This window comes from Bradyrhizobium sp. CCGB01 (genome assembly GCF_024199795.1).
Taxonomy (GTDB): domain Bacteria; phylum Pseudomonadota; class Alphaproteobacteria; order Rhizobiales; family Xanthobacteraceae; genus Bradyrhizobium.
The window spans coordinates 3,388,912-3,414,896 of sequence record NZ_JANADK010000001.1 but is presented as its reverse complement, the minus strand read 5'-3'; the positions used below and the strand labels follow the sequence as shown (position 1 = coordinate 3,414,896).

General features: G+C 64.6%; 24 protein-coding genes. 10 read left to right on the top strand and 14 right to left on the bottom strand.

What is annotated here, in order from left to right; all coding sequences use genetic code 11:
- Positions 1–157: 157 nt before the first annotated feature.
- The 3 genes from NLM25_RS15590 to NLM25_RS15580 all read left to right on the top strand — a co-directional run bounded on the left by NLM25_RS15590 (position 158) and on the right by NLM25_RS15580 (position 1,763).
- Entirely contained in the window at positions 158–718 is a 561-nt protein-coding gene (locus NLM25_RS15590; RefSeq protein ID WP_254137520.1) for a thiamine pyrophosphate-binding protein, read from the top strand.
- A gap of 8 nt (positions 719–726) precedes the next feature.
- Complete coding sequence (locus NLM25_RS15585) at positions 727–1,323, top strand: thiamine pyrophosphate-dependent enzyme (protein ID WP_254137519.1); 597 nt, start codon at positions 727–729, stop codon at positions 1,321–1,323.
- A gap of 77 nt (positions 1,324–1,400) precedes the next feature.
- The gene (locus NLM25_RS15580) at positions 1,401–1,763 is read left to right on the top strand and encodes a VanZ family protein (RefSeq protein ID WP_254137518.1); all 363 of its coding nucleotides are present in this window, start codon (positions 1,401–1,403) and stop codon (positions 1,761–1,763) included.
- 55 nt (positions 1,764–1,818) lie between these two features.
- Here NLM25_RS15580 and NLM25_RS15575 read toward each other — a convergent pair whose 3' ends face one another.
- From NLM25_RS15575 to NLM25_RS15530, 10 genes are all read right to left on the bottom strand, one after another.
- Positions 1,819–2,202 (bottom strand): DUF1236 domain-containing protein, encoded by a 384-nt coding sequence (locus tag NLM25_RS15575; protein WP_254117790.1) that lies wholly within the window; start codon positions 2,200–2,202, stop codon positions 1,819–1,821.
- Between the two features lie 114 nt (positions 2,203–2,316).
- Positions 2,317–3,204 carry a 2-hydroxy-3-oxopropionate reductase gene (locus tag NLM25_RS15570; protein WP_254137517.1) on the bottom strand — a complete coding sequence of 296 codons (888 nt, stop codon included), beginning with the start codon at positions 3,202–3,204 and terminating at the stop codon, positions 2,317–2,319.
- A gap of 12 nt (positions 3,205–3,216) precedes the next feature.
- Complete coding sequence (hyi, locus tag NLM25_RS15565) at positions 3,217–4,002, bottom strand: hydroxypyruvate isomerase (protein ID WP_254137516.1); 786 nt, start codon at positions 4,000–4,002, stop codon at positions 3,217–3,219.
- Between the two features lie 11 nt (positions 4,003–4,013).
- Entirely contained in the window at positions 4,014–5,804 is a 1,791-nt protein-coding gene (gene gcl / locus NLM25_RS15560) for a glyoxylate carboligase (RefSeq protein WP_254137515.1), read from the bottom strand.
- A gap of 151 nt (positions 5,805–5,955) precedes the next feature.
- On the bottom strand, positions 5,956–7,758 hold the full coding sequence (locus NLM25_RS15555) for an adenine deaminase C-terminal domain-containing protein (RefSeq protein ID WP_254137514.1): 1,803 nt from the start codon (positions 7,756–7,758) through the stop codon (positions 5,956–5,958).
- A gap of 120 nt (positions 7,759–7,878) precedes the next feature.
- Positions 7,879–9,378: a tripartite tricarboxylate transporter permease gene (locus NLM25_RS15550; protein WP_254137513.1), complete on the bottom strand. Its 1,500-nt coding sequence runs from the start codon at positions 9,376–9,378 to the stop codon at positions 7,879–7,881.
- Entirely contained in the window at positions 9,378–9,863 is a 486-nt protein-coding gene (locus NLM25_RS15545; protein WP_254137512.1) for a tripartite tricarboxylate transporter TctB family protein, read from the bottom strand. The genes NLM25_RS15550 and NLM25_RS15545 overlap by 1 nt, the downstream gene beginning before the upstream one ends.
- Positions 9,860–10,828 (bottom strand): tripartite tricarboxylate transporter substrate binding protein, encoded by a 969-nt coding sequence (locus tag NLM25_RS15540; RefSeq protein ID WP_254137511.1) that lies wholly within the window; start codon positions 10,826–10,828, stop codon positions 9,860–9,862. Before NLM25_RS15540 ends, NLM25_RS15545 begins: the two co-directional genes overlap by 4 nt.
- 114 nt (positions 10,829–10,942) lie before the next feature.
- Positions 10,943–11,785, bottom strand: coding sequence for an IclR family transcriptional regulator (locus tag NLM25_RS15535; protein WP_254141188.1), 843 nt, complete (start codon positions 11,783–11,785; stop codon positions 10,943–10,945).
- Positions 11,786–11,960: 175 nt separating this feature from the next.
- On the bottom strand, positions 11,961–14,090 hold the full coding sequence (locus tag NLM25_RS15530) for an acetate--CoA ligase family protein (RefSeq protein ID WP_254137510.1): 2,130 nt from the start codon (positions 14,088–14,090) through the stop codon (positions 11,961–11,963).
- 348 nt (positions 14,091–14,438) lie between these two features.
- Here NLM25_RS15530 and NLM25_RS15525 point away from each other — a divergent pair, with 348 nt between their 5' ends.
- From NLM25_RS15525 to NLM25_RS15510, 4 genes are all read left to right on the top strand, one after another.
- Positions 14,439–15,134 (top strand): GntR family transcriptional regulator, encoded by a 696-nt coding sequence (locus NLM25_RS15525; protein WP_254124240.1) that lies wholly within the window; start codon positions 14,439–14,441, stop codon positions 15,132–15,134.
- Between the two features lie 62 nt (positions 15,135–15,196).
- Entirely contained in the window at positions 15,197–16,930 is a 1,734-nt protein-coding gene (gene oxc / locus NLM25_RS15520) for an oxalyl-CoA decarboxylase (protein ID WP_254137509.1), read from the top strand.
- Positions 16,931–16,995: 65 nt separating this feature from the next.
- On the top strand, positions 16,996–18,273 hold the full coding sequence (frc, locus tag NLM25_RS15515; RefSeq protein WP_254117779.1) for a formyl-CoA transferase: 1,278 nt from the start codon (positions 16,996–16,998) through the stop codon (positions 18,271–18,273).
- Positions 18,274–18,725: 452 nt separating this feature from the next.
- On the top strand, positions 18,726–18,908 hold the full coding sequence (locus NLM25_RS15510) for a hypothetical protein (protein ID WP_254124239.1): 183 nt from the start codon (positions 18,726–18,728) through the stop codon (positions 18,906–18,908).
- 66 nt (positions 18,909–18,974) lie between these two features.
- On the opposite strand, the gene bioB is transcribed toward NLM25_RS15510, so the two are convergent.
- From bioB to NLM25_RS15495, 3 genes are all read right to left on the bottom strand, one after another.
- Entirely contained in the window at positions 18,975–19,979 is a 1,005-nt protein-coding gene (gene bioB, locus NLM25_RS15505; protein ID WP_254137508.1) for a biotin synthase BioB, read from the bottom strand.
- A gap of 161 nt (positions 19,980–20,140) precedes the next feature.
- Positions 20,141–21,109 carry an alpha/beta fold hydrolase gene (locus tag NLM25_RS15500; protein WP_254137507.1) on the bottom strand — a complete coding sequence of 323 codons (969 nt, stop codon included), beginning with the start codon at positions 21,107–21,109 and terminating at the stop codon, positions 20,141–20,143.
- 113 nt (positions 21,110–21,222) lie between these two features.
- Positions 21,223–22,392 carry a hypothetical protein gene (locus tag NLM25_RS15495; protein ID WP_254137506.1) on the bottom strand — a complete coding sequence of 390 codons (1,170 nt, stop codon included), beginning with the start codon at positions 22,390–22,392 and terminating at the stop codon, positions 21,223–21,225.
- Between the two features lie 140 nt (positions 22,393–22,532).
- On the opposite strand from NLM25_RS15495, the gene NLM25_RS15490 reads away from it, so the two are divergent.
- Positions 22,533–23,222, top strand: coding sequence for a hypothetical protein (locus NLM25_RS15490; protein ID WP_254137505.1), 690 nt, complete (start codon positions 22,533–22,535; stop codon positions 23,220–23,222).
- 128 nt (positions 23,223–23,350) lie between these two features.
- Complete coding sequence (locus tag NLM25_RS15485) at positions 23,351–23,794, top strand: SRPBCC family protein (protein WP_254137504.1); 444 nt, start codon at positions 23,351–23,353, stop codon at positions 23,792–23,794.
- Between the two features lie 191 nt (positions 23,795–23,985).
- Here NLM25_RS15485 and NLM25_RS15480 read toward each other — a convergent pair whose 3' ends face one another.
- Positions 23,986–25,314 carry an Hsp70 family protein gene (locus NLM25_RS15480; protein ID WP_254137503.1) on the bottom strand — a complete coding sequence of 443 codons (1,329 nt, stop codon included), beginning with the start codon at positions 25,312–25,314 and terminating at the stop codon, positions 23,986–23,988.
- A 292-nt stretch (positions 25,315–25,606) separates the two neighbouring features.
- On the opposite strand from NLM25_RS15480, the gene NLM25_RS15475 reads away from it, so the two are divergent.
- On the top strand, positions 25,607–25,744 hold the full coding sequence (locus tag NLM25_RS15475; RefSeq protein WP_212482784.1) for a hypothetical protein: 138 nt from the start codon (positions 25,607–25,609) through the stop codon (positions 25,742–25,744).
- Positions 25,745–25,985 lie beyond the last annotated feature (241 nt).

Genomic DNA, 25,985 nt, shown 5'->3' with positions numbered 1-25,985 from the left:
GCCGCTTATGACATGGCGGTGCCGGCCACGGCAGGCCGTCTGGCGCAGATCACGGTGCCGGCCGGGACATGTTGACAATCCCGCCTGCCGCGTCAAGTTCGGCAGGTCGCCGCGACGGCCAGAACCAAGAAGCATGCGCGGCTCAAGGGAGAACGCAATGGCGATTGCGGAACAGCAGGCCTCGGCAGGACCAGCATCCAGCGAAAAGAGCTGGCATGGCATCGTCCTGCAAACCCTGAAGCGGAACGAGATCAGCCTTATCCCTTACGTGCCCGACCGTGTGCTGACGCCGCTGATCAAGAACCTGCACGCCGATCCCTTCTTCACGACCTTTGCCACCGCCCGCGAGGAAGAGGCTGTCGGCATCGTCTCCGGCGCCTGGATGGGCGGACGGCGCGGCGCGGTGCTGATGCAGACCTCCGGCTTTGCCACGCTCGCCAACGTGCTGGCCTCGCTTGCGGTGCCCTACCAGATCCCGCTGATCATGTTCGTCTCCGAGCGCGGCACGCTCGGCGAGTTCAATTACGGGCAATCGCTGGTCTGCCGCACCATGCGCCCGGTGCTGGATTCACTCGCGCTGGAGCACCACACCATCACCCGGCTCGACGAACTCGAATTCATCGCCGACCGCTCGATCAAGCAGGCCGTCACCACGCAGGCGCCGGTGGCGCTGATCCTCAACCCGCTGCTCACCGGCGGCAAGACCTTCGACAAGTGAGGCCGGCGATGGACAACCGCAACACGAAGGTCATGAACCGCTTCGATATCACCTCGCGCCTGATCGCCAGGCTCAAGCACGAGGAAGCGGTGATCGGCGGCATCGGCAACACCAATTTCGATCTCTGGGCCGCCGGCCATCGTCCGCAGAACTTCTACATGCTCGGCAGCATGGGCCTCGCCTTCCCGATCGCGCTCGGCGTCGCGCTGGCGCAGCCCGATCGCCGCGTCTTCGCACTCGAAGGCGACGGCTCGCTGTTGATGCAGCTCGGCGCGCTCTCGACGATCGCGGCCTTGAAGCCGAAGAACCTCGTCATGATCGTGATGGACAACGGCATCTACCAGATCACCGGTGCGCAGCCGACGCCGGCGGCACACGTGGCTGACATCGTCGCGATCGCCTCCGGCTCGGGGCTTGCCAACAGCGCCTGGGCCGCGGACGAGGAGGATTTCGAGCGGCTGGTCGACGAGGCCATGTCCGCCTCCGAGCCGAGCCTGATCGCGGTCCGCATCGACGACAAGCCGGGCGTCGGCACCACCCGCCGAGATCCCGTCCAGATCCGGGAACGCTTCATGCACGGCCTCGGCGTGCGCGAGCCGCTTTAACGTTTCGTCATTAACTACACGGCGATCTGATCCGGCCCCCATGACAGGCCGTTGCAAATCCGTGCTATCGGCACCGGATGTCCATTTTTGCCCGCTTTTTTGCCTGGCTGCTGGCAGCCGCCGTCACTTTCGCAACCCTCGGCCCGCCCGGCCTGCGGCCCCATTCCGACCTCGGCCAGGACGGCGAGCATGCCCTCGCCTTCATCCTGGTGGGACTGGCCTTCGGCCTCGCCTACCGCAATCGCCGCTGGGCCGTCGCCGCCGCCGCGGTGGTCCTGATCGGCGCGCTCGAGCTGATGCAATTCTGGGCGCCGGGACGGCATGCGCGGCTAGAAGACTTTCTGGTCGATGCCGGCACCGCCTGCATCGGCTTTGCGCTCGCCGCCGCCGCCGATTGGGTCATGACCCGGTTTCGCGCCAATTCGGCCCTCACAAGCTAAGGCCCCGCGGAGCGACGCTCCGCAGGGCCCTCTTCCTAGCCTATGTCCCGATCGATCAGTCGATGATCTTGACGACGCGGCGCGTGCGCGGCTCGACGATCACGCGGCGATCGTTCACCACCGCATAGCGATACTCGGTGTAATTCGGCACCGGGCGCAGCACCACGGTCGGCGGCAGCGGCTCGCCGACCACGACGCGCTCGCGGATCACGACCGAGTCATCGCGCGGGATTCCACCGAGCACCGCATTCGGAATTTCGAGACCCGCGCCGACGGCTGCACCGACGGTGCCGCCAACCATCGCGCCGATCGGACCGCCAATGTCGCCGCCCGCGCGCGCGCCGTCCCTAGCGCCCTGTTCGGTCGTCGACTGGGCAAAGGCTGCGCTCGACGCCAGCAGCGACGCTGCAGCCAACGAAATCGCAAGACGGGTTTTCATGTCCTCATGTCTCCAGTGATTGTCATGCGCCATCAACCGCGGGGCCGGAGCATTGTTCCGGTTCCCGCATGGCCAAAGAGGCGTCAATTCTGAAGACTGTTACCCCGTAACAGTTTACGCCGCTGCGATCTCGTGCCCTGCCATCAGTTCCAGCGCGCGCACCATCGCCGAATGATCCCAGGCTTTGCCGCCATGCGCAGTGCAGGCCGAGAAGAGCTGCTGTGCCACCGCCGTGTTCGGCAGCGACAGGCCGAGCGCACGAGCCCCTTCAAGCGCGAGGTTGAGGTCCTTCTGGTGCAGCTCGATGCGGAAGCCCGGATCGAAATTGCGCTTCACCATCCGCTCACCGTGCACTTCGAGGATGCGCGAGGACGCAAAGCCGCCCATCAGCGCCTGCCGCACCAGCGCCGGGTCGGCACCGGCCTTCGAGGCGAACAGCAGCGCTTCGCTCACCGCGCCGATCGTCAGCGCGACGATGATCTGGTTCGCAACTTTCGTCGTCTGCCCGTCGCCATTGGCGCCGACGCGGGTGACGTTCTTGCCCATCTTGTCGAAGACCGGCTTCATGGTGTTGAAGGCGCGCTCGGGACCGCCGACCATGATGGTGAGGCTCGCGGCCTTGGCGCCGACCTCGCCGCCCGACACCGGCGCATCGAGATAGTCCGCGCCGAGCGCCTCGATTTTCCTGGCGAACTCCTTGGTCGCCAGCGGCGAGATCGAGCTCATGTCGACGACGATCTTGCCCTTGGAGATGCCGCTCGCGACACCGTCCTTGCCGAACAGCACAGCCTCCACATGCGGCGTATCCGGCACCATGATGATGACGGCGTCCGCCTCCTCCGCCACGTCCTTGGCTGACTTGCAGGCGACGCCGCCGGCCGCGATCAGGTCGGGCGCGACCGGAGCAACGTCATGCAGGTGAACACGATGGCCCGCGGCCAGAAGATGGCCGGCCATCGGCCGTCCCATGGTGCCAAGTCCAATGAAGCCGATGTCGATCATGTCACTCGTTCCTCAGGTCTCGAAGGTTTGCGCCGCGTGCCAGGACAGGCCTTCCAGCGTCGTGGTGCGCGGCTTGTATTCGCAGCCGACCCAGCCGCGATAGCCGATCGCGTCGAGGTGGCGGAACAGGAAGGGATAATTGATCTCGCCGGTGCCGGGCTCATTGCGGCCGGGATTGTCGGCGAGCTGGATGTGCGCGATCTGGGGCAGATATTCCTGCATGGTGCGGGCGAGATCGCCTTCCATGATCTGCATGTGATAGATGTCGTACTGCACGAACAGATTGTTCGACCGCACCTCGGAGATCAGCTGCACCGCCTGCTCGGTGCCGTTGAGGTAGAAGCCGGGAATGTCGAGCGTGTTGATCGGCTCGACCAGCAGCTTGATATTTTCGCGCGCCAGCGTCGAAGCGGCGAAACGCAAATTGCCGACCAGCGTCTCCTGAAGCTCGCGCGGATCGGCGTCCGCGGGCGCGATGCCGACGAGGCAGTTGAGCTGCTCGCAATCGAGCGCCTTGGCGTAGTCGATGGCGCGGAACACGCCGTCGCGGAATTCGGCGGTGCGATCGGGCAGGATCGCGATGCCGCGCTCGCCCGCCGCCCAGTTGCCGGCGGGCAGATTGTGCAGCACCTGCGTCAACCCGTGGGCTTCGAGCTGTTCGCGTAGCTGCGCCTTCTCGAAATCATAGGGAAAGAGATATTCGACCCCGGCAAAGCCCGCCGCTTTCGCAGCAGTGAAGCGGTCGAGGAACGGCATCTCGTTGAAGAGCATGGTGAGGTTGGCGGCGAATTTCGGCATGATGCTCTCCCCTATTCCGCCGGCTGCAGCACGCCGGGCCGCTTGGTCCCGACCTCGTCGAGCGGCAGATCCAGCACCTCCTCGAACTCGACGATATTGTCGATCTCGGTGCCCATCGCGATGTTGGTGACGCGTTCGAGAATGAACTCGACCACCACGGGCACGCGATGCTTCGCCATCAACTCGCGCGCCGTGGCGAATGCAGCGTGCGTGTCCTTCGGGTCAGTGACGCGGATCGCCTTGCAGCCGAGGCCTTCGGCAACCGCGACATGGTCGACGCCGTAGCCATTGAGCTCCGGTGCATTGACGTTCTCGAAGGAGAGCTGGACGTGATAGTCCATGTCGAAGCCGCGCTGGGCCTGGCGGATCAGGCCGAGATAGGAGTTGTTCACGACGACGTGGATGTAGGGCAGATTGAACTGCGCCCCGACCGCGAGCTCCTCGATCAGGAACTGGAAGTCGTAATCGCCGGACAGCGCGACGATCTCGCGCTCGGGACACGCCGCGCGCACGCCGAGCGCGGCGGGCAGCGTCCAGCCGAGCGGACCCGCCTGCCCGGCATTGATCCAGTTGCGCGGCTTGTAGACGCCCAAAAACTGCGCGCCGGCGATCTGCGACAAGCCGATCACGGTGACATAGGTGGTGTCGCGACCGAAGGCCTTGTTCATCTCCTCATAGACGCGCTGCGGCTTGATCGGGACGTTGTCGAAATGGCTCTTGCGCAGCATCGTCTTCTTGCGATCGCGGCAGGACGCGGGCCACGCCTGGCGCTCGCGAAGCCTGCCTGACCGGCGCCACTCCCTGGCGACGGTGACGAAGAGTTCGAGCGCGGCCTTCGCGTCCGAGACGATGCCGAGATCGGGATTGAACACGCGCCCGATCTGTGTCGGCTCGATGTCGACATGCACGAAGGTGCGGCCCTTGGTGTAGGTCTCGACCGAGCCGGTGTGGCGATTGGCCCAGCGATTGCCGATGCCGAGCACGAAGTCCGACTCCAGCATCGTCGCATTGCCGTAGCGGTGGCTGGTCTGAAGGCCGACCATGCCGGCCATCAGCACGTGATCGTCGGGGATTGCGCCCCACCCCATCAGCGTCGGCACAACAGGCACGTTGGCGATCTCGGCGAACTCGACCAGGAGATCGGATGCATCGGCGTTGATGATGCCGCCGCCCGCGACGATCAGCGGCCGCTCGGCGGCATTGAGCATCTCCAGCGCCTTCTCGACCTGCTTGCGCGTCGCGGCCGGCTTGTAGACCGGCAGCGGCTCGTAGGTCTCATCGTCGAACTCGATCTCGGCGAGCTGCACGTCGAGCGGCATGTCGATCAGCACCGGCCCGGGCCGGCCCGAACGCATCACGTGAAAGGCCTGGCTGAACACACGCGGCACCAGCGCCGGCTCCCGCACGGTCACCGCCCACTTCGTCACGGGCTTTGCAATCGACTCGATGTCGACCGCCTGGAAATCCTCCTTGTAGAGCCGCGCGCGCGGCGCCTGCCCGGTAATGCAGAGGATCGGAATGGAATCGGCGATCGCCGAATAGAGCCCGGTGATCATGTCGGTGCCGGCCGGCCCCGAGGTACCGATGCAGACGCCGATATTGCCGGCCTTCGCCCGCGTATAGCCCTCCGCCATGTGCGAGGCGCCCTCGACATGCCGTGCCAGAATGTGGCGGATCGACCCGCGCTGCTTCAGCGCCGAGTACAGCGGATTGATCGCGGCCCCGGGAACGCCGAAGGCAATCGAGATGCCCTCCTTCTCCAGAATTCGCACGGCAGCATCGATAGCTCGCATCTTCGCCATATCGGACCTCGCTCGGGTTGCGTCAGCGAGCGAGATCATCGGGCGCGCCAGATGCGATCTCAACGAGATCGATTTTATTTTCCACGATGCGGCAGCCGCGGAAAAAACGCGGTTGGCTCAATTGGTTAGATCGAGAAGCACGTGAAAGCGGTCACTCGAACAGCGGCGCCAGTTCCATCTGCGGCACCAGCACGAGGCCCTTGTCGGTGATGCGAATTTCCGGAATGACCGATAGCGGAATCAGATTGAAGCCCATGTAGGGGATGGTGCAGCCGGCCTCCGCCCATTCCTTCTTCAGCGCCTTGACCTCTTCGGCCACCTCCGTGACGCGCTTGTCGGACAAGAGTCCCGCGATCGGTAACGGGACCAGCGCCCTCACCTTGCCCTCGGCGACGACGCAGACGCCGCCCTGTTTCTCCCTGATCGCAGCGATCGCCACCTGCATGTCGCCCTCGTTTGTGCCCGCGACGATGATGTTGTGGCTGTCGTGCCCGACGCTGGAGGCGACCGCGCCGCGCTTCAGGCCGAAGTCCTTCAGCAGGCCGTATGCGACATTGCCGGCAGACTTGCCGTGACGCTCGACCACCGTGACGAAGCAGAGGCCGTAGCGTGCGAACAAAGACGGCCAATCCTTGGCGGGTTCGATCGCGACCTTGTCGTGGATCAGCGTGATGCCGGGCAGCGCGGTCTTGATCGCATTGACGGTGCAGGCCTTCACCGGCAGTTCCGGCGTGAGCTTGACCTTCTCCGGAAGCTTGACGGTCGCATAGGCCGCCTTCGGATATTGATAGCGCTGCGACAGCGCCTGATCGAGACGCGGCGTAATCTTGCTGTGCTCGACCACGAGCTCGCCGCCATACCAGGTGCATTGCGGCTTGAGCTGATCGTCCATCAACACGAGATCGGCGCGGCGGCCGCCGCCGAGCCCGCCGATGTCGCCGTCCATGCCGAAGCGCGTTGCGCCATGCAGCGAACCCATCGACCAGGCCTGCTCGGGCGACATCCCCGCCTTCACGGCTTCGCGCACCACCCAGTCGAGGCCGAACAGAAGCAGATCGTCGGCATCGCGATCATCGGTGCAGACGGCCGTACGCTTGTGCGAGGCCCCCAGCTCGGTGATCGTCCGGATCGCCTGCGGCAGCGAATGCCAGGGCGTGGTCGGCGGGCCGCCGCGCAGGAACACCCAGACGCCGGCGTCGAGCAGATCGTCGGCGATGTCGCGGTCGATCGCCTCATGCGTGTCGGTGACGCCGCTGGCCGCATAGGCCGCGACAAACTCGCGGCCATAGACGTGTCCGGACACCGGACGCCCGCGCTTCAGGGCCGCAGCGAGAATGGCATGGCTGCGCTCATCGCCCATCGTGACAGGCACAAAATCCATCTTCTCGCCGAGCGCGACCGCTTCGGGCCAGCGGTCGAACAGGCCGGCGATCTTGTCCGGCGTGAGATCGCCCCCCGCGGTCTCCAGTTCCGCTGACGTTGCCGGCACCGTGCTCGGCACCGTCAGGAAGATCGAGAGCGGCGCCTCCCGGGCGTCCTCCAGCATCGCCTCGACGCCGGCGACGTCCATGACGTTGCCGATCTCGTGGCTGTCACAGAAGATCGTGGTGGTGCCGTTGAGCAGCGCCGCCTCCGCATAGGCACAGGCCGTCACCATCGAGGATTCGATGTGGATGTGCGGATCGACCAGCCCCGGCGCGATGATGCCCCCGACCGCGTCGTAAGTCGCAACACTGCTCCAGACCTTCTTCGCCGCCCCGGCCGGCTTCACCGCGGCGATCCGCCCGCCCGTGATCCAGACCTCCCGACCGGGGTGGATTCGCTCCGAATAGGTCGAGAGCACCCGGGCCCCCGTGATGACGAGGTCCGGCGCGACGCGCACTGAAGCGACATCGGCCAGGCGCCGCGTCATGCTGTGCAGTGGCGCGACGATGAAGCGGGTGAGCTTGGTCATGGGGCTCTCGCAAGGATTGGACAGCCCAGCGATGATTGCGCCCGCTGACTGGCGGGGCAACTCAAATAAAGCGGCGTCGCTGCTTATGCATTAAGCAAGGACGCCGCATTGCGAGTTCCGCTAATCCTCGTTCGCCTTGAACCGCCCCATCCCCTTCAGCACGAAGGGTGCCAGCAGCGCGATCAGCGCCAGCGCCAGCAGCGTCGCCGAGATCGGGCTCTGGACCAGCGCCATGGGGTCGCCAAGGCTGATCGCGAGCGCGCGGCGCAGCTGGCTCTCCGCGATCGGACCGAGGATCAGGCCGACGACGACGGGCGCGATCGGAAAATCGAACCGGCGCATCAGGAAGCCGAGCACGCCGAAACCGGCCAGCATCGACAATTCGACCACCGACGGCTTCGCAGCGATGGTGCCCATGGTCGCAAAGACGAGGATGCCGGCATAGAGCCACGGCTGCGGGATCGCGAGCAGCCGCACCCACAGGCCGACCAGCGGCAGATTGAGCACGAGCAGCATGCAATTGGCGATGAAGAGACTGGCGATGAGGCCCCAGACCAGATCAGGCCGCTCGGCGAACAGCAGCGGCCCCGGGTTGAGGCCGTATTGCTGAAAACCCGCCAGCATCATCGCGGCGGTTGCCGAGGTCGGTAGCCCCAGCGTCAGCAGCGGCACCAGCGTGCCGGCGGCGGAGGCGTTGTTGGCGGCTTCCGGTCCCGCGACGCCCTCGATCGCGCCCTTGCCGAATTCTTCCGGATGTTTCGTGAGCCGCTTCTCGGTCGAATAGGACAGGAAGGTCGGGATCTCCGCGCCGCCCGCCGGAAGCGCGCCGATCGGGAAGCCGAACATGGTGCCGCGCAGCCACGGCTTCCACGACCGCTTCCAGTCTTCCTTGGTCATCCACAGCGAACCGCGCACCGGCTCCAGCTTTTCCTCGGTGTGATGACGGCGCGACGCGACGTAGAGCGCCTCGCCCACCGCGAACAGGCCGACCGCCAGCGTCGTGACCTCGACGCCGTCGAGCAGCTCGGGCACGCCGAACGCAAGCCGCGCCTGACCGGTCAGCTTGTCGATGCCGACGAGACCGAGCGTCAGGCCGATGAACAGGCTGGTGAGGCCGCGGATCGGGGAATCGCCGAAGGTGGCCGACACCGTGACGAAGGCGACGCACATCAACGCAAAATAATCCTCGGGGCCAAAGCGTACGGCGAAATCGACCAGCCATGGCGCGAGAAAGGCCAGCCCGATGGTCGCGATGGTGCCGGCGACGAAGGAGCCGATCGCGGAGGTCGCAAGCGCCGGCCCGCCGCGGCCGGCCTTGGCCATCTTGTTGCCCTCGAGCGCGGTCGCCATCGAGGCGCTCTCGCCGGGCGTGTTGATCAGGATCGCGGTGGTGGAGCCGCCATACATGCCGCCGTAATAGATGCCGGCAAACATGATCAGCGAACCGCCGGGGTCGAGCTTGTAGGTCACCGGCAGCAGCAGCGCGACCGTCAGCGCCGGACCGATGCCGGGCAGCACGCCCACGGCTGTGCCAAGGAACACGCCGATCAGCGCATAGAGCAGGTTCATCGGCTGGACGGCGACGGCCATGCCGTGGGCCAAAGCCGCAAAAGTGTCCATCACAGCAGGCGCTCCAGCGGTCCGGTCGGAAGGCTGAGCGTGAGCAGCCGGTCAAACGCGAGATAGATGAGGGTGGACATCACGAGGGCGATGACGCTGTCGACAAGGATGGCGCGGCGCCCAAAGGCCGCCGACGTCGTCACAAACAGCGCCGATGTCGCCAGAATAAAGCCGCCGCCCAAGCCGATGATGCCGATCAACAGTGCCAGACCGACCAGGATCAGAAACACCGGCACGGGATCGGCGCTCTCGCGCGCCGGCAGATTGCCGCGCAGCGCGTCGATGAAATTGCCGATCGCGAGCAGCGCAAGGCCGCTGGCGACCACGACCGGCATCGCCTCGGGCCCCATCCCGTACATCGCGGTGGATTGCAGGCCCCGCGCGTCCCAGACCAGCACCGCGGCGAGACCTGCGAGCAGTGCAGCGATGATGATGCCGGCGCGATCGACGCGCCGCGGCGGCTGGGCGGGATCGCCTGAGGTCATGACTTGACCAGGCCAACCGACTTCAGCACGTCGGTGACGCGCACCGTTTCCTTCTTCAGGAAGTCGGCGAAGGCGTCGCCGCCGAGATAGGCATCCTCCCAGCCCTTCTGCTTGAGGATTTCCTTCCAGGCATCTGATTTGACCATCTTTTCCACCGCGTCGCTGAGCGTCTTGCGCTGCTCCGGCGTGATGCCGGGAGGCGCGACTACCGAGCGCCAGTTGGCGATCACGAGGTCGACGCCTTGCTCCTTGAAGGTCGGGATGTCGCTGCCTGCGATGCGCTTCTCCGAGGTCACGCCGATCGCGCGCAGCTTGCCGGACTTGATCTGGCCTTCATACTCGCTGAGGCCCGAAATGCCCGCGGTGACCTTGCCGCCGAGGATCGCCGCCAGCGACTCGCCGCCGCCGGAGAACGGGATGTAGTTGATCTTCTTGGCGTCGGCGCCGACGGCGCCGGCGAACAACGCTGCCATCACATGGTCGACGCCGCCGGCCGAGCCGCCGGCGAAGGTCACCTTGGCGATATCGGCCTTCACCGCGGCGGCCAGATCCTGCGCATTCTTGATCGGCGAATTCGCGGGCACCACGATCACCTGGATTTCCTCGGTGAGGCGCGCGATCGGCGTCACCTGCTCGAGCGTCACGGGCGACTTGTTCATGGCGAGCGCGCCCACCATGACGAAACCGTTGACCATCAACTGGTTGCCGTCGCCCTTGGCGCCGTTGACGAACTGGGCGATGCCGACGCTTCCGCCGGCGCCGGGAACGTTGGTGACCTGCACGCTGCGCGCGACGCCCGCGGCCACCAGCGCCTGTTGCATCGAGCGCGCGGTCTGGTCCCAGCCACCGCCCGGGGCCGCCGGCGCCATCAGCTTGAGCTCGAGCTGCTGGGCCAGGGACGGCGTGGCCGCCGCAAGGGTCAGCGCGACGGCTGCGCCGACGAGGCGCGCGGGAAATCGAAACATGAGGGCATTCTCCAGGCTCATGCGGACGTGTTGATCGTTTGCCGCATTGTGTCGTTTGGTCGCATATCAGCCAAAACGGCCGATGCTGTCCAGCGACGCCGCCCAGGTTCCCTGTTAGCGGGCCTTCGGCATCACCCCGCCGAGTGCAGCCGTCAGCTCGCCGGCGACCTCGCGCACGATCTGGCCGATTTCCGGCAATCTGTCGTCGGTCAGGCGGCTGGTCATGCCCGAGACGGAAATCGCCGCGAGCGGCTCGCCGCAGTCGTTGTAGACCACTGCGGCAATACAGCGCAGGCCCATGCAGGCCTCTTCATCGTCGAGCGCGTAGCCCTGCTTGCGGATTTTTTCGAGCTCCTTGAACAGGTCGCTCGGCCGCACGATCGATTTCTCGGTCAGGCGGGGCATGCCGTGATGGCGGATGACGGCACCGACGTCCTCGTCGGAATAGGTCGCAAGCACCGCCTTGCCGACGCCCGACGTCACCATCGCGACGCGGCCGCCGACCTGGGTCAGCGAGCGCATGATCTCGCGGCTCTCCATGCGGGTCAGCACGATGATGAATTCGTCGTCGACCACGGCAAGGTTGGCGGTCTCGCGGGTGAGATCGCGCAGCTTGCGCAGGTAAGGAATCGCCTGCGCCGAAAAATTGCGCCGTCGCGCGAAACTCGCGCCCACCGTGAAGCTGCGCACGCCGACATGCCATTTGGATTCGGCGCGGTCGAACTGCACGAAGCGGCGGCTTTCCAGCGTCGCCAGCAGGCGGTGTACGGTTGAGGCCGACAAGCCGGTGCGGACGGCGAGGTCGCTGAGGCGGTACCCCTCGTCGTCCTCTGCCAGCGTTTCGAGGATCGACAGCGCGCGGTCGACGGATTGCACGCCGCCGTCGCGCGCATCGTGGTCGGCCTCCGATGGCGATCGGGGCTCGAGCGATTTGCGCCGGATCACGTTCTTGCTCATCGCGACCTGCATTGGTTCTTCTTCCCCTCTCCCCGCTTGCGGGGAGAGGGTCAGGGTGAGGGGGAGCCTCCGCAAGGACGGCAGCAGTTAGACTCGCGGAAGCTCCCCCTCACCCGAATTCGAGCTTTGCTCGAATTCGGCCTCTCCCCGCAAGCGGGGAGAGGCGAACGCCAGCTCAGAGCAGCCCTGCCCCGCGCGCCCATTTGTACTTGGCGCCCAAGACCTCGACCGGCAGCTCGGTCGAATACGCATAGGCCGGGATGCCGTTCTGGTAGAGATATTCGGCGGCTTCCTCGACCTCGACGTCGCCGGCGAGCGAGGCCACGATCGGCTTCACGAAGCCCTTGGCCTCCATCTCCTTCTTCACCTCGACCATGTTGCGGGCGAACACCATCGGCGGCGTGACGATGGTGTGCCAGTAACCGAGGATCAGCGAGTGGATGCGCTCATCCGACAGGCCGAGCTTCACCGTGTTGACGTAGGTGATCGGCGGCTCGCCGCCGGTGATATCCACAGGATTTCCGGCCGCACCGAACGGCGGGATGAACTTGCGGAAGGCCGCGTCGAGATCCGGCGGCATCGACATCAGCGACAGGCCGTTGTCGACGCAGGAGTCCGACAGCAGCACGCCCGAGCCGCCGGCACCGGTGATGATCAGCACGTTCTCGCCCTTCGGGGTCGGCAGCACCGGCACGCCGCGGGCGAATTCGAGCAGTTGCCGCAAGCTGCGGGCGCGGATCACGCCCGACTGCGCCAGGACGTCCTCGTAGATCTTGTCGTTACCGGCGAGCGCACCGGTGTGCGAGGACGCCGCCTTGGCGCCGGCCGAGGTGCGGCCGGCCTTGAGCACGACGACCGGCTTCTTCTTGGAGACGCGCTTGGCGGCTTCCGCGAAGGCACGGCCGTCCTTGAGGTCTTCGCAGTGCTGCGCGATCAAATTGGTGTTCGGGTCCTGCTCGAAGAAGGCGAGCAGATCGTCCTCGTCGATGTCGGACTTGTTGCCGAGGCCGACGATCGCGGAGACGCCCATCTTGGCCGAACGAGAGAAGCCGATGATGGCCATGCCGATGCCGCCCGACTGCGACGACAGCGCCGCGTGGCCCTTGACGTCGTAAGCCGTGCAGAAGGTCGCGCAGAGATTGGCCGGCGTGTAATAGAAGCCGTAGATGTTCGGCCCCATCAGGCGGATGTCGTACTTCTTGCCGACCTCGACGATCTCGGCCTGCAATTCCGGCGCGCCGGCTTCAGCGAAGCCCGACGGGATCAGCACCGCGCCGGGGATTTTCTTCTCGCCGCACTCGGTAAGCGCCGCGGCCACGAACTTGGCGGGGATCGCGAACACGGCGGTGTCGATCACGCCCGGCACGTCCTTGACGCTCTTGTACGCCTTGTAGCCGAGGATCTCGGCGGCCTTGGGATGGATCGGATAGATGTCGCCCTTGTAGCCGCCGTTGATGAGGTTCTTCATCACGGAGTTGCCGATCTTGCCGTCTTCGGCCGAGGCGCCGACCACGGCGACCGCCTTGGGCTGCATGATGCGGCTCATGGCCGCGACGATCTCTTCGGTCGGGCGCGGCTTCGGCTTCGGAACGTAGGCGAAGTCGACGACGATGCGGACGTCGGCCGCGATCGCGTTCTTCGCCGTCGCGAACACCGGGTTGAGGTCGAGCTCTACGATTTCAGGGAAATCGGTCACGAGCTGCGAGACCTTGACGATGACATCGGCGAGCGCCGTCCGGTTCACCGGCTCGCCGCCGCGCACGCCCTTCAGGATCTCATGCGCCTGGATGCCGTCGAGCATCGAGAGCGCGTCTTCCTTGGTCGCGGGCGCGAGGCGGAAGGTGATGTCCTTCAAGACTTCGACCAGCACGCCGCCGAGGCCGAAGGCGACCAGCTTGCCGAATGAGCCGTCGGTGATGGAACCGACGATGACTTCGGTGCCGCCGGCCAGCATCTGCTGCACCTGGACGCCCTCGATCTTGGCGTCGGCCTTGTATTTCTTGGCGTTGGAGAGAATGGTCTCGTAGGCCTTCTCGGCATCCTCGGCCGTCTTGAGGCCGACGATGACGCCGCCGGCTTCGGTCTTGTGGAGAATGTCCGGCGAGACGATCTTCATCACCACCGGGAAGCCCATCGAGGACGCCATCTTGCCGGCCTCGCCCGCCGACTTCGCCACGCCTTCCTTCGGCACCGGAATGCCGTAGGCGTCGCAGACCAGCTTGCCTTCCGGCGCCGTCAGGCTGGTGCGGTTGTCCGCCTTGACCTGGTCGAGCACCTTGCGGACGGCATCTTTGGAATTGGACATGTGGCTTCTCCCTTGACCTCAGTTCGTTCTTTTCAAAGCGCGCGCGTGTTGCGGCTGCCGGTGATGCTTGCCATTCGCCGCGCTCTGTTCCATGTCGCGGAACGGAGTGGCATAAAGCCAACATTACTCCGCCGCCTTGGATCAAAAATGGCTGGCGATGGCATTTGGTATGCCAGAAGCCAACTTGTCAAGCCGCCGCGTACCTTAGAACGCCGCAAAAAATAGCCAGCTTGACATTCTGGCATGTGGTATGCCAAAAACTTTCCCGTTAATAATCCTGTAAAAGACGACTCCCACTGGAGGAGATTCGTCGTGTCACTGCGGAAACCAACCAAGGCGTTGCCGAATATGGCCGAGGCAGATATCGCAATCGTTCGTATTGCCCCGGAGAGCAGCTTCAAGAACAAGGCGTATGACGCCTTGAAGGAAGCCATCCTCAAGATGGACATCTATTCGACGCCCGAGCCCGTCATGCTCGACGAGCGCGCGTTGTCCGAACGGCTGGGCGTGAGCCGCACGCCGATCCGCGAAGCCATCGCGATGCTCGAGCAGGACGGCTTCGTGAAGACGGTTCCGCGCCGCGGCATCATGGTGGTGCGCAGAACCAAGAGCGAGATCGTCGACATGATCCGCGCCTGGGCGGCGCTGGAGAGCATGGCGGCCCGCCTCATCACCACCACCGCGCGCAAGAAGGACATCTCGGCGCTGCGCGACTTCTTCAAGGACTTCGGCAAGGACCGCCTGCCCGAGGACCATGTCGAGGAATATTCGCGCGCCAACATCGCCTTTCACCAGGCGCTGATCTCGCTCTCGGAATCGCCCGTGCTGGTCGATCTCACCAACGACCTGCTGCTGCACGTGCGCGGCTACCGGCAACTGACGATCGGACGGAAGGATCGCACCGCGACCTCCCTGCCCGAGCATCTCGGCATGATCGAAGCGCTGGAATCGCGCGACACCGAGCTCGCCGAGAAGCGCACCCGCGACCACACCCTTGGCCTTGCCGCCTACGTCGAGGCGCACGGCCAGGAACTCTTCACGTAGCAACGTTCACCAGAAGGGCGAAGCACTCGCCCCACTAACTTGAGACCAGGGAGACAAGGCCCATGCTGAATACCGCGACCAAGTCCGAAGCACCGGGCACCGAGCAGGAATTGACGGATGGTTTTCATCTCGTCATCGACGCGCTCAAGCTGAACGGCATCAACACCATCTATAATGTGCCGGGCATCCCGATCACGGATTTGGGCCGCATGGCGCAGGCCGAAGGCATCCGCGTGATCTCCTTCCGCCACGAGCAGAACGCCGGCTACGCCGCAGGCATCGCCGGCTACCTCACCAAGAAGCCCGGCGTCTGCCTCACGGTCTCCGCGCCGGGTTTCCTCAACGGTCTCACCGCGCTCGCGCACGCCACCACCAATTGCTATCCGATGATCCTGATCTCGGGCTCCTCCGAGCGCGAGATCGTCGACCTCCAGCAGGGCGACTATGAGGAGATGGACCAGCTCGCGATCGCCAAGCCGCTGTGCAAGGCGGCCTATCGCGTGCTGCACGCCCAGGACATCGGCATCGGCCTTGCCCGCGCCATCCGCGCCGCGGTCTCGGGCCGTCCGGGCGGCGTCTATCTCGACCTGCCAGCAAAACTGTTCGGCCAGGTGATGAACGCCGATGCCGGCCAGAAGTCGCTGGTCAAGGTGATCGACGCAGCTCCCGCGCAGATCCCCTCGCCCGCTTCGATCAAGCGCGCGCTCGACGTGCTCAAGAGCGCAAAACGCCCGCTCATCATCCTCGGCAAGGGCGCGGCCTACGCGCAGGCTGACGAGGAGATCAAGAGCTTCGTCGAGAAGAGCGGCGTTCCCTTCCTGCCGATGAGCATGGCCAAGGGCCTGCTCCCCGACACCCATCCGCAGTGCGCCGGTGCGGCCCGCTCGACCGTACTCAAGGACTCCGACGTCGTGCTGCTGATCGGCGCGCGGCTGAACTGGCTGCTCTCGCACGGCAAGGGCAAGAGCTGGGGCGAGACGCCCAAGAAGTTCATCCAGGTCGACATCGAGCCGAGGGAAATGGACTCCAACGTCGAGATCGTCGCGCCCGTCGTCGGCGACATCGGCTCGGTCGTCTCGGCCTTCAATCAGGCGATGGCTTCGGGCTGGACCGCCCCGCCCGCCGAATGGACCAAGGCGATCTCGTCCAAGCGCGAAGAGAACGTCGCCAAGATGGCGCCGAAGCTCATGAACAACAAGTCGCCGATGGACTATCACGGCGCGCTCGGCGTGCTGAAGAACGTGATCAAGGATCATCCCGAGGCGATCCTCGTCAACGAGGGCGCCAACACGCTCGACCTCGCCCGCGGCGTCATCGACATGTACCGGCCGCGCAAGCGTCTCGACGTCGGCACCTGGGGCGTGATGGGCATCGGCATGGGCCAGGCGATCGCGGCGGCGCTCGAGACCGGTCACCCCGTGCTCGCGGTGGAAGGCGACTCGGCCTTCGGCTTCTCCGGCATGGAAGTCGAGACCATCTGCCGCTACAACCTGCCGATCTGCGTCGTCATCTTCAACAATGACGGCATCTATCGCGGCACCGACGTCAACAGCGTCAACGCCGATCCGGCGACGACGGTGTTCGTCAAGGGCGCGCGCTACGACAAGATGATGGAAGCCTTCGGCGGCGTCGGCGTGAATGCCACCTCGCCCGACGAGCTCAAGCGCGCCGTCAACGAGGCGATGACCTCGGGCAAGCCGACGCTCATCAATGCGGTGATCGATCCGGCCGCGGGCTCTGAGAGCGGCCGCATCGGCAACCTCAATCCGCAGAGCGTTCTGCAGAAGAAGAAGTAAGTCCACCCCTCAACCCTTTAATCCCTGCGGTTGGCGGGGGCAGACACAGAGTACGGAGCAACACAATGACCAAAGCGCTCGAGGGCGTTCGCATTCTCGACTTCACCCACGTCCAGTCCGGCCCGACCTGCACGCAGCTGCTGGCGTGGTTCGGCGCCGACGTGATCAAGGTGGAACGCCCGGGCGTGGGTGACATCACCCGCGGCCAGCTGCAGGACATCCCGAACGTGGACAGCCTGTATTTCACCATGCTCAACCACAACAAGCGCTCGATCACGCTCGACACCAAGAACCCCAAGGGCAAGGAAGTGCTCACCGAGCTGATCAAGAAGTGCGACGTGCTGGTCGAGAATTTCGGCCCCGGCGTGCTCGACCGCATGGGCTTCCCCTGGGAGAAGATCCAGGCGATCAACCCGAAGATGATCGTCGCCTCGATCAAGGGCTTCGGCCCCGGACCGTACGAAGACTGCAAGGTCTATGAGAACGTCGCACAGTGCACCGGCGGCGCCGCCTCGACCACCGGCTTCCGCGACGGCCTGCCGCTCGTCACCGGCGCGCAGATCGGCGACAGCGGCACCGGCCTGCACCTCGCGCTCGGCATCGTCACCGCGCTCTATCAGCGCACGCATTCGGGCAAGGGCCAGAAGGTCACCGCCGCGATGCAGGACGGCGTGCTCAACCTCGCCCGCGTCAAGCTGCGCGACCAGCAGCGCCTCGCCCACGGCCCGCTCAAGGAATACAGCCAGTTCGGCGAAGGCATTCCGTTCGGCGACGCCGTGCCGCGAGCCGGCAACGATTCCGGCGGTGGCCAGCCCGGCCGCATCCTGAAGTGCAAGGGCTGGGAGACCGATCCCAACGCCTACATCTACTTCATCACCCAGGCCCCGGTCTGGGAGAAGATCTGCGACGTGATCGGCGAGCCCACCTGGAAGACCGATCCGAACTATTCCAAGCCGGCCGTCCGCCTGCCGCGCCTCAACGAGATCTTCGCCCGCATCGAGCAGTGGACGATGACCAAGACGAAGTTCGAGGCGATGGAAATCCTCAACAAGGACGACATCCCCTGCGGCCCGATCCTGTCGATGAAGGAGATCGCCGAGGACCAGTCGCTGCGCGCGACCGGCACCGTGGTCGAGGTCGACCACCCCACCCGCGGCAAGTACATCTCGGTCGGCAATCCGATCAAGCTGTCGGACTCCCCGAGCGAGGTGGAGCGCTCCCCGCTGCTCGGCGAGCACACCGACGAGATCCTGCGCAGCGTGCTCGGCTTCAGCGATCACCAGGTCGCCGACATCCACAAGTCCGGCGCGCTCGACCCGCCGCAGAAGCAGGCCGCCGAATAAGCGGACCTATCAGAGAATGACGAAAGGGCCGCCCTTCGAGGCGGCCCTTTTTTGCATGTGAATGCCGTTGGGCGGGCAGGCTCAAACTAAAAATTGAAAAACAACCCCATGCACAGTAGCCAACTCATTGGCAGCAAAGACATTTCGATTTTTTCGAACTGCCTTTGACGCGTCGGGCAAAACAGGGGTATTATGCCATCGTCGAGAAATATATGACTGGTCCCGCGGAACAGATGTGGCGGCTGTTCGTTATGTCCTTGACCGGTGTGCTTTCAGAAGCGAGCATGCCGCCTCCCCAGCGAGTGACTGAGCGCCTCGCAAGAGACCCGCCCAACGCCGTAGAATTGGCCGCCTTCCCGTCCAGAGGGCGTCGATCCGTATCAGCCTGTGCGCGGGAGACATCGCGTCCGGCGCTTGTCGGGACCACGCTCGTTGATCAAATGGAGATCGAAATGTTGAGAGATCATTCCTCTGATCGAGCCAAGCGTGAAGCCAACAAGGCGTTCAAGCCTGTCAAGACGCAGAAGCCGATGAATGACTACGCGAAGGACCAGCACTCCTTCCACGAAAACCGCGAGCGCCTGAAGGCGGAACGATTGGCCCGCGAGGCCAAGGCGAGAGAACGCACCGAATAGCAATCGACGCACGGCCCAGAGCATGATCCGGAAAGCCGCTCAGCGGCCTTCCGAATCGATCATGCTTCAGAGGGCTTGCAGACCGAGCCGGCGGAACAACTTTCGATCGGCTTCGTCCTGCGGATTGCCCGCCGTCAACAGTGTGTCGCCGACAAAGATCGAGTTTGCGCCGGCAAGGAAGCACAGCGCCTGCATCTCGTCGGTCATGGCCGACCGTCCTGCCGAGAGTCGCACGAAAGAGGCCGGCATCATGATGCGCGCGAGCGCGACGATGCGCACGAACTCGATCGGACCGATCGGCGGCGCTTTCGCCATCGGCGTTCCCTCGATCGGGATCAGCATGTTGATCGGTACGCTCTCCGGCGCTTCCGGAAGGTTGGCGAGCGTGACCAGCATGTCGACGCGATCCTGTTCGCTCTCACCCATGCCGAGGATGCCGCCGCAGCATACTTTCATGCCGGCCTCGCGGACATGCTCCAGCGTGTCGAGACGATCGGCGAACGTCCGGGTGGAGATGACGCTCGGATAGTAGCGCTCCGAGGTATCGATATTGTGATTGTAGTAATCGAGCCCGGCCGCGCTCAGCCGCTCGGCCTGCCCCCGATCGAGCATGCCAAGCGTCATGCAGGTCTCGAGCCCGAGCTGCTTCACGGCACCGACAACCTCGACGACGGCGTCCATGTCGCGCGGCTTCGGGTTACGCCAGGCAGCCCCCATGCAATAGCGCGTCGCGCCACTCTCCTTTGCCTTGCGCGCCTCGGCAACGATCTTATCGACGTCCATCAGCTTGGAGGCCGCAACAGCTGTCGCGTGATGCGACGACTGGCTGCAATAGCCACAGTCCTCTGGACAACCGCCGGTCTTGATGTTCAGCAGCCGGCTCAACTGCACGCGATTTGGGTCAAAATTCTTGCGATGGACGGATTGTGATCGAAACAGCAGATCGTTGAAGGGAAGCTGGTAGACGGTCCAGGCATCCTGGCTGGTCCAGCTTTGAGTCCCCTCTTGAGTCCTCCGGGATCGTTCTTGCGGGGGAGCTTGCTTGGTCTCCCCTTCTTTCGCGCCGAGCATCACAATTCTCCTGACAATGCGGCGGGACCATCGCTCTATCGCAAGCGTTGCGCCAGCCGCAGGGCCGATTTCAAAGCGCAATCGAACTGTCAGCGGAATCGGACCAGAGTGTGGCGATTTGATTTTGGCGTGGAGAAGAGACCGACAGTGTCAGCAGACACTCAATGGCCTCCAAGCTGCTCACGAAAATACTGCACCACCGCCGCGTTAAACTCGCGGTGAAAGCCTACCCTGTCGAACCCCACCGGCGTATCGATGCAGATGCGAGGGATCGCCGCCGCAAGCTCGGCCGAGCAAGGTGCGAGGAAGGCGAAATGGCCGGCCGGCACGACATGGATCTCGGGCTTGCCCGGCAATCCCTCCGCGACGCGCTCCGTACCCGAACCGTCGCCGACGCCGGGGCCGCCGAACTGCGAGCGCCAGAACTGGAACGGCACCTTGACCACGGCGAGGTTCTCGCGCGTCAGGGTGCCGGGCGCAGGATCGACGATGACGGCAGTGCGGATACGCGCATCCTGGATCGGCTCAGGCGGCGTCTCGCCATTGTGAAGCTCTGCGCAAGCGCCGGTCGTCTCCTTGCAGAAACCGGCGATCCTCGCGAAATCCGGCCTGGTGCCCATGAGCACGAAGCCGGTAGCCCCTCCCAGCGAGAAGCCGAAGAAGCCGACCCTGGCGGGATCGAGCACCGCCCTGTCCTTCCAGTCGTTCAATAGAAAATCGAGCAGGCGCACCATGTCCGCGGGACGCGATCCCCAGACGGACAGGGTGTCGCGCCGCGAGGAGTCGCTGACGGAGTCGCCGGGATGATTGATGGCGGCCACCACGAAACCCGCATCGGCCAGCTCCTCCGCTGTGTCGTGGTTCGCGCCGAACCACCCGCCCCGGCCGTGGGAGAAGACGACGAGCGGCAGCTTTGCTCCCGTGACGGGACAATCCTTCACGCCCTTCAGGTCGAAATCGACCCCAGCCGAAAGCCTGCCGAGCGCCACATGCGTCGGCTTCGCCGCGCACGGATACCAGATCGCGCCTGACAGCGCCGGATCGGACTCGAGGAGCTGAATGCCCGCGGCTTCGGCGGACGAGCCGAGACAGCAGAGTGTGACGGCAAAAGCCCAAAGCGTGCTGCGCAACGGAAGCCCCCCTGATTTCGCGCAGGAGTTGAGCCACGAACGATAGCGGAATTGTGGCTTCAATTAATCGAGCGGGGATTTGGCGGGATGATTGGCGCCCTGACCGATCGGGCTCAAAGCCGCGCCGATGGCACGACCCGCGCAAGCAGGGGGACGTTGGAGCGCCATAGCATGCAGTCGCGTGCCCGCGCCGATTGGTTCGCCGCAAGCTCGAGAATTTGCTGACGTGAGAACACGTGCCGCTCGCAGAAAAATGGCCGGAGAGGCGCGCGCGAGAAGAAATTGTAGAACAGCGCGCAGCGGTCGCGCGCGATCGCCGGCCGCCCGCGATGGTAACGACTCGCGACATCCGCGAAGATCACCGTACCGGCTTTGCCGGTGCAGGTGGTCACGTCACCGCTCTTCAACGTCGTGCCGAGCCTCTGCTCCAGCATCTCCTGCGTCAGAATGGGAAAGTTGGAGCCGTCGAGCGCATCGCTGCCCGGAAACGAGCGGTGCAGGATTTCGAGCGGGCCGGCGTCCATGTCGACATCGTGCAGATAGACGACGACCTTGACCATGCGCCGGTCCTCGAGGTCGCGATGCCACCGGCGCGCCGCCACCTGCCTGCCGTCAGCCTGGGTATAGAGGAAGTTCAGCGTGCCATAGGCGGATGGCAGGCCGAGATACGTCTCGACGATGTCGAGGATGCGATCCTGGAGGGGCCATCCGACGATATGCGGATGCCGCATCATCGCGTCGGCACCGACCCGCACGGTATATTCACCAGCAAATTCGCCCTTCCCGGCGCGGAGCGCGTAGGTGTTCGCGATTTCGGTCGCCGATGTCCAAAGCGCTTCCGTGCCGGGCAAGCCCAGCTTGTCGAGCGAGGTGATATGGACGCCGTTCTTCTCCAGGCCGGCGACAATTTCCATGTCGAGCGCGGGGAGCTTGGGCAGGCGCGGCCTGTAGGATGCCCGCGCCGTTTCGTAAGCTTCGTTCAGTCGTCGGCTGATGCTCGGCATTCCAAGCAGTCTCGAAGCAGTCTCTGCGGGCAGGCTGCGAACACGGCGCGCGAGCCGGTAGCGCACGGTCTTCTGCTTCATGTCGTCAATCCGCCTCGTGTCATCGATATCAGGCGCGTGCGTCGTGTCGTCAGACGCAGCCAGTTGCCGACTAATCCGGGAGCATGGCGGCCAAAATCCGGCTCTTGTGTTTCGATGTGTGAACCGGGTTCTGTTGCTTGTGATTTTTGGCGAACACGACGGATCTGCTGCATGCCGATTCATCACGACGCCGCCCAAATGCGAGTCACCTGAGCGCCGCGCCAGGCTGTTTTTTCTCGGCAGGGAAGAGCTTCTGTGCACAATAGATCACGCGCCGCCCCGGGGCGCGGTGGTAGCATGTCCAACGCCGCTTCGGGAAAAGAGAGATCGAGGTCAGTATGTCACTGCTAGGCAAGGCCGCCGTCGCGATGTGGTGGAGTGTTCGCGCCGAGCAGCGCGCGGAGTTCGGCGACTGGCATTCGCATGAGCATTTTCCGGAGCGGATGAGCATTCCCGGCTTCCGGCGCGGATCGCGCTGGACCAGCACGACGGACAGTGAAGGTTTCTTCGTGCTGTACGAGCTGGAGCAATATGAGGTGCTCACGTCGAAGGGATATCTCGACCGGCTCAATGCGCCGACGCCGTGGTCGACCAAGATGATGCCGCACCACCTCGGCATGGTCCGCAGCCAGTGCCGCGTCGCGGCGAGCTTTGGCGGTGGCGTCGCGACCGCTCTCGCCACCATCCGGCTTTCGCCGGAGGCCGGACGCGAGGCGGAGTTGCAGACCCACCTCGCGGGCACGCTCGGCACCCTGACACAGAAGCCCGGATTGACGGGCGCCCACCTCCTCCTCACCGACACACCCAAGACGAACGCGCCCACGACCGAACAGCAGATCCGCGGCAAGGACGGCGCTGCCGACTGGATCGTGCTGCTGTCAGGTTACGATGCCGATGTGGTCGAGGGTGTGATTGCCGGCCAGCTCTCGACGTCATCGCTTCACGCGGCAGGCGCAAGCGACGCTTCGACGATCGGCCGCTACAGGTTGGCGTTCACGATGACGCCGCAGGATGTCGCAGCCGTCTAGTCTCTTGGCCAGAGCCAGGAAAAAAATTCGAGTGCCCTGTCGGATCGGCAGCTTCCCGGTCGTCCTCGTGACATGAATGGGCCATAGACGCCAAACTCGGGCCCATCACATCAAAGAGGATAACAATCATGCCCGGCAATGTCCGCCTGCACCGCGTTCTCGCCACCAGCCCGGAGAAGGTCTATCGCGCCTTCCTGGAGGCGGATGCGATGGCGAAATGGCTTCCGCCGAACGGCTTTACCTGCACCGTGCATCATTTCGAGCCCAAGGTCGGCGGCACGTTCAAGATGTCGTTCCGGAATTTCACGACGGGCCACAGCCATTCGTTCGGCGGCGAATTTCTCGAGCTCGTGCCGGGCGAACGCCTCCGCTACACCGACAGGTTCGACGACCCGAATCTGCCCGGCGAGATCCAGGTGACCGTGATCCTGAGGAAGGTCTCGGTCGGCACCGAGGTGGACATCACGCAGGCCGGCATCCCCGACGTCATCCCGACGGAAGCCTGCTATCTCGGCTGGCAGGAATCGCTGCGCAATCTGGCGAAGCTCGTCGAGCCCGAGATCAATCAGTAGGAGTGGACGACCTGGTGCGCAGTTTCTGCGCGGCCATCCTTCGAGACGCCCGCTTTGCGGGCTCCTCAGGATGAGGAGCGAGGGCGCGGCAGCGATTTCAGCGGGCGCCGATGCTGCTCAGCCTCATCCTGAGGAGACCGCGAAGCGGTCGTCTCGAAGGACGAGGCGCGCGCTCAAATCGCGCAAAGGGCCTACGTGCCCTTCGGCGTAATGCCGCCGCTGGCGGTCCAGCGGTCGGGGTCGGGGCTGTGCCCGATCAAGGCGAGACCGTAGGCGATCGACTCGAACTGGTCACCGGACATCAGCCGCTCGTTGCCGAACCTGTCGGCGAACAGCTTTCTCACGGCGGGCACGAACGAGGTGCCGCCGGTCAAGAATACCTTCTCCACCTCGCGCGCGGTGATGCCGGCCTCGCCCAGCACCCTGTCGACGGTGGCGCCGAGGCGAGCGATATCGTCGGCAATCCAGGATTCGAAATTCTTCCGGGTGATGGTCGAGCCGATATCGACGCCCCCGCCCTTGAAACGGAAGTCCACCTGATCCTGCGCCGACAGCGCGACCTTGGCTTCGGATACGGCACGGTACAGCGAGAAGCCGAGGTCGAAATCGACGATGGTGATGAAATCCTCGAGCAGCTTGGGTTTAAGCGCGGTGCGCGCAAGCTCCCGCAACTCGCGCAGGTCGCCGTTGCTCTTCATCATCGCGAGCTGATGCCAGCGCGCGAGGTTGGTGTAGTGGCCGCTGGGGACCGGCAGCACCTTGTCGAACGAGCGGAAGCTGGAGCCCTTGCCGAGCCGCGGCGAGACGACATGGTCGACGATGCGATAATCGAACGTGTCGCCGGCAATGCCGATGCCGGCGTGTCCGAGCGGCTCGGCGCGCAGGACGCCGCCCGCGCGCGAGAAGCGCATCACCGAGAAGTCGCTGGTGCCGCCGCCGAAATCGGCCACCAGCACGGTGGCATCGCGCTCGAGCTTTCGGGCGAAGGAGAACGCGGCGCCGACGGGCTCGTAGACATAGCGCGCGTGGCCGGCCCCTAACCGCTCGAACGCGGCCCGATAGCGCTGCATCGCCAGCGCCTCGTCGGGATTGCCACCGGCGAAGCGCACGGGCCGGCCGACCGTGATGTTGGACGCCTCGAAGCCGAACCTCTCGCCGCCATGACGCGCCAGCGTACGCAGGAATGCCGCCAGGATGTCCTCGAACTTGAAGCGCTGCCGGAACACCTGGGTCGTGTTGAAGCTGCTGCTCGCCGCGAACGTCTTGAACGACTGGAGGAAGCGGTAGACATGGCGGCCTTCGAGGAACTGCTCGATCGCCCACGGACCGCCCTCGGCCTGGGCGCCGGCGCCCGGCCGGTCCTCCCAGAAGCACAGCGCCGACACATAGGTGCTGTGACGCTGGCCGCCGTGGTCGAAGCGGATGGCCTCGACCCGGCGGTCGTCCGCCGCGAGGGCGACGACCGTATTGCTGGTCCCAAAATCGATGCCGATCGAGACGGCGGCCGAGGCGCTCGACATGAACCACTCTGACAGTTGATTGGAAAAGGGGGCAGACCACTACCGGCTTTGACCTGCCCTGCCAAGGCCCGGGTGCCGTGCGAATCCCTTCAAATTCGCCTCAATGGGCCGCTTCCGCAGCCGTTTTTGCAATTTTCAGCCCGGAACGGCCCTGTTAACGCATCATTATGCTGCAATGCGAGAGGCTGCATGCTGCTATGCAAACAAGCGCATAGACAGTGGCATCTGGTATACATAGATTGCCCTTCGAAATGAGACAGCAATACTGACCGTCTCAAGAAAGGGAATTCCGATGTCCAAGACCGCTGCGGTTGCTCTGGCCCCCTCCTCCTCGCTGTTCGCCCGCTTCATGGCCGCGGTCGACCGCTTCCTGATGGCGAGCGCCGAGATCTCCAATCACAACGGCGACCTGCCCCGCTTCGGCCTCTAAGCAGGTTTTCCCCGCGCAGCCGAAACGGCGCGCCGGTTGGGAAATTCCGTAGACGCTACGTTTGATCAAATGGCCCCGCATGTCGGGGCCATTTTCGTCTCCAGGCCTCGCATCGCGCGCGACACAACTGCGACGATTGGTCCGCAGGCGTGCCCCGCTGATCCAATTGTTTGTCTGCTGGTATCTCGCATACCATTCGGCAACCAAGATCACTTGCACAACCGAAGGTGCAAGGCGGGGA

Coding starts and splice junctions, on each gene's coding strand:
- gcl (WP_254137515.1), bottom strand. CDS start 5,804: ATGGCGAAGATGCGAGCTATCGATGCTGCCGTGCGAATTCTGGAGAAG.
- NLM25_RS15525 (WP_254124240.1), top strand. CDS start 14,439: ATGGCCGAGGCAGATATCGCAATCGTTCGTATTGCCCCGGAGAGCAGC.
- NLM25_RS15535 (WP_254141188.1), bottom strand. CDS start 11,785: ATGAGCAAGAACGTGATCCGGCGCAAATCGCTCGAGCCCCGATCGCCA.
- NLM25_RS15490 (WP_254137505.1), top strand. CDS start 22,533: ATGTCACTGCTAGGCAAGGCCGCCGTCGCGATGTGGTGGAGTGTTCGC.
- hyi (WP_254137516.1), bottom strand. CDS start 4,002: ATGCCGAAATTCGCCGCCAACCTCACCATGCTCTTCAACGAGATGCCG.
- NLM25_RS15540 (WP_254137511.1), bottom strand. CDS start 10,828: ATGTTTCGATTTCCCGCGCGCCTCGTCGGCGCAGCCGTCGCGCTGACC.
- NLM25_RS15510 (WP_254124239.1), top strand. CDS start 18,726: ATGTTGAGAGATCATTCCTCTGATCGAGCCAAGCGTGAAGCCAACAAG.
- oxc (WP_254137509.1), top strand. CDS start 15,197: ATGCTGAATACCGCGACCAAGTCCGAAGCACCGGGCACCGAGCAGGAA.
- NLM25_RS15585 (WP_254137519.1), top strand. CDS start 727: ATGGACAACCGCAACACGAAGGTCATGAACCGCTTCGATATCACCTCG.
- NLM25_RS15530 (WP_254137510.1), bottom strand. CDS start 14,090: ATGTCCAATTCCAAAGATGCCGTCCGCAAGGTGCTCGACCAGGTCAAG.
- NLM25_RS15580 (WP_254137518.1), top strand. CDS start 1,401: ATGTCCATTTTTGCCCGCTTTTTTGCCTGGCTGCTGGCAGCCGCCGTC.
- NLM25_RS15570 (WP_254137517.1), bottom strand. CDS start 3,204: ATGATCGACATCGGCTTCATTGGACTTGGCACCATGGGACGGCCGATG.
- NLM25_RS15480 (WP_254137503.1), bottom strand. CDS start 25,314: ATGTCGAGCGCCTCGGCCGCCGTCTCGATCGGCATCGATTTTGGGACC.
- NLM25_RS15575 (WP_254117790.1), bottom strand. CDS start 2,202: ATGAAAACCCGTCTTGCGATTTCGTTGGCTGCAGCGTCGCTGCTGGCG.
- NLM25_RS15555 (WP_254137514.1), bottom strand. CDS start 7,758: ATGACCAAGCTCACCCGCTTCATCGTCGCGCCACTGCACAGCATGACG.
- bioB (WP_254137508.1), bottom strand. CDS start 19,979: ATGCTCGGCGCGAAAGAAGGGGAGACCAAGCAAGCTCCCCCGCAAGAA.
- NLM25_RS15590 (WP_254137520.1), top strand. CDS start 158: ATGGCGATTGCGGAACAGCAGGCCTCGGCAGGACCAGCATCCAGCGAA.
- NLM25_RS15485 (WP_254137504.1), top strand. CDS start 23,351: ATGCCCGGCAATGTCCGCCTGCACCGCGTTCTCGCCACCAGCCCGGAG.
- NLM25_RS15545 (WP_254137512.1), bottom strand. CDS start 9,863: ATGACCTCAGGCGATCCCGCCCAGCCGCCGCGGCGCGTCGATCGCGCC.
- NLM25_RS15550 (WP_254137513.1), bottom strand. CDS start 9,378: ATGGACACTTTTGCGGCTTTGGCCCACGGCATGGCCGTCGCCGTCCAG.
- frc (WP_254117779.1), top strand. CDS start 16,996: ATGACCAAAGCGCTCGAGGGCGTTCGCATTCTCGACTTCACCCACGTC.
- NLM25_RS15475 (WP_212482784.1), top strand. CDS start 25,607: ATGTCCAAGACCGCTGCGGTTGCTCTGGCCCCCTCCTCCTCGCTGTTC.